Below are 2,451 nucleotides of genomic sequence, written 5' to 3'. Positions count from 1 at the left end.
GGACTGCAAATCATCGACATCAGCAACCCGACAAACCCCACTCTCAAGGGTAATTATGATACTCCTGGCAATGCTTTTGATGTACAAATAGTCGGTAACTATGCTTATGTCGCTGATTGGAATTCAGGACTGCAAATCATCGACATCAGCAACCCGACAAACCCCACTCTCAAGGGTAATTATAATACTTCTGGCGAGGCTTGGGATGTACAAATAGTCGGCAACTATGCTTATGTAGCTGATGGTAGTTCAGGACTGAAAATCATCGACATCAGCAACCCGACAAACCCCACTCTCAAGGGTAATTATAATACTTCTGGCAATGCTAGGGATGTACAAATAGTCGGTAACTATGCTTGTGTAGCTGATTGGGATAAAGGACTACAAATCATCGACATCAGCAACCCGACAAACCCCACTCTCAAGGGTAATTATGATACTTCTGGCAGTGCTGAGGGTGTACAAATAGTCGGCAACTATGCATATCTAGCTGATGAGGATGGTGGTTTAAAGATTATTGATGTGAGTGAGTTTACCAATGCACAAACTGTTACTCTTGCTATTTCTCCCAGTAGTGTTAGTGAAGATGGGACAGCTAATATGGCCTATACCTTCACCCGTAGCGTAGTAACCACTAATGCTTTAACGGTTAACTATACAGTCGGGGGGACAGCGACATTTAGTACAGATTATACCCAAAGCGGTGCAGCAACTTTCACCAGTACCACTGGGACAGTGACTTTCGCTGCTAATGCTACCACTGCTAAAGTCACAATTGACCCCACTGCTGACACAATAGTAGAAAGTAACGAAACCGTCATTTTAACCCTCGCTGCCGGGACAGGTTATACAGTTGGGACCACCACTCCAGTGACGGGGACAATTAATGATGATGAACCCCCTATTATTAACCTTGCAGTTTCCCCCGCAAGCGTCACCGAAGACGGGACAACAAATCTGATTTATACCTTCACCCGTAGTGGATTAACCACTAATTCCTTAACCGTCAATTACACCCTCGGAGGGACAGCTACCCTTAATACCGACTACACTCGTACAGGGACTAATAATACAGTCACCTTTGCTGCTGGTTCATCCACTGCTACCGTCACCGTTGACCCCACTCCTGACACAATAGTAGAAAGTAACGAAACCGTCATTTTAACCCTCGCTGCCGGGACAGGTTATACAGTTGGGACCACCACTCCAGTGACGGGGACAATTACCAACGCTTCTGCAACTGGACAATATGCTTCTAGTGTTATTGCTTTTAGTTCTCAATATTCTTCATCTTCATGGAGTGCAGAACAAGCTTTAGGTCAACCCAATACTTTTAGCTATGGAGATATTCCAACATCATGGGCCCCATCCACATCAAATGGTGATGGAGATGCACAAGCTGATGAATTTATCACCCTTGGTTTTTCTACACCAGTTTATGCTGACGGTATAGAAATTCGTGAAACCTGTGGAAATGGATTTGTCAGAAGCATTGATTTATTAGATAATCAAGGTGTTTATCGCTCTATTTGGTCTGGAATTGATCCTAGCTTACCAGGAAATCCAGTCAATTTTAGAGTCAATTTTCAGCCAACTAATTATCTGGTTGTTGGCGCAAAAATAAACGTTGATATTGATCATGATAGCACTTGGGAAGAAATTGATTCGGTTCAATTATTCGGTGTCGGTAATGTTATAAGTAATATTACCCTAGCAGTTGCTCCCGCAAGCGTCACCGAAGACGGGACAACAAATCTGATTTATACCTTCACCCGTAGTGGAGTAACCACTAATTCCTTAACCGTCAACTACACCCTCGGAGGGACAGCTACCCTTAATACCGACTACACTCGTACAGGGACTAATAATACAGTCACCTTCGCTGCTGGTTCATCCACTGCTACCGTCACAGTTGACCCCACTCCTGACACAATAGTAGAAAGTGATGAGACTGTCATTTTAACCCTTGCTTCTGGGACAGGTTATACAGTAGGGACCACCACTCCAGTTACCGGGACAATTACCAATGTCACCCTTCCCAGTGTTACTCTTGCGGTTTCTCCTAGTAGTGTTACCGAAGATGGGACAAGTAATCTCATCTACATCTTCATGCGTACAGGAGATACAACTAATCCCTTAACCGTCAACTACAGTATTGGTGGGACAGCAACCAACGGAAGCGATTACACTTTACTTCCCACCAGCGTTATCTTCGAGGCCAATTCTGCGATTGCGACTGTAATGGTTGACCCCACTCCTGACACCACAGTAGAAAACAACGAAACCGTCGCTTTAACCCTCGCTGCCGGGACAGGTTATATAATAGGTACGACCAACGCAGTTACAGGGACGATTACTAATGTCCCCGCTACCATTGTCACCCCAATCGAAGCTTTCGGTAACACCAAATTAGTCCAAGACGCGACTAATAAACTTTACACCCAAATTGGC

Annotated in this window: 1 protein-coding gene; it reads left to right on the top strand. The window is 44.6% G+C overall.

Annotation, left to right across the window (positions count from 1 at the left end; all coding sequences use genetic code 11):
- Nucleotides 1-2,451: Calx-beta domain-containing protein (locus MICAI_RS04185; RefSeq protein WP_304412241.1), on the top strand; the 2,451-nt coding region annotated here is incomplete at both ends.

The organism is Microcystis sp. T1-4 (genome assembly GCF_000297435.1).
GTDB lineage: Bacteria > Cyanobacteriota > Cyanobacteriia > Cyanobacteriales > Microcystaceae > Microcystis.
The sequence above is the reverse complement of the archived record's forward strand: the minus strand, read 5'-3'. Positions and strand labels throughout refer to the sequence as shown.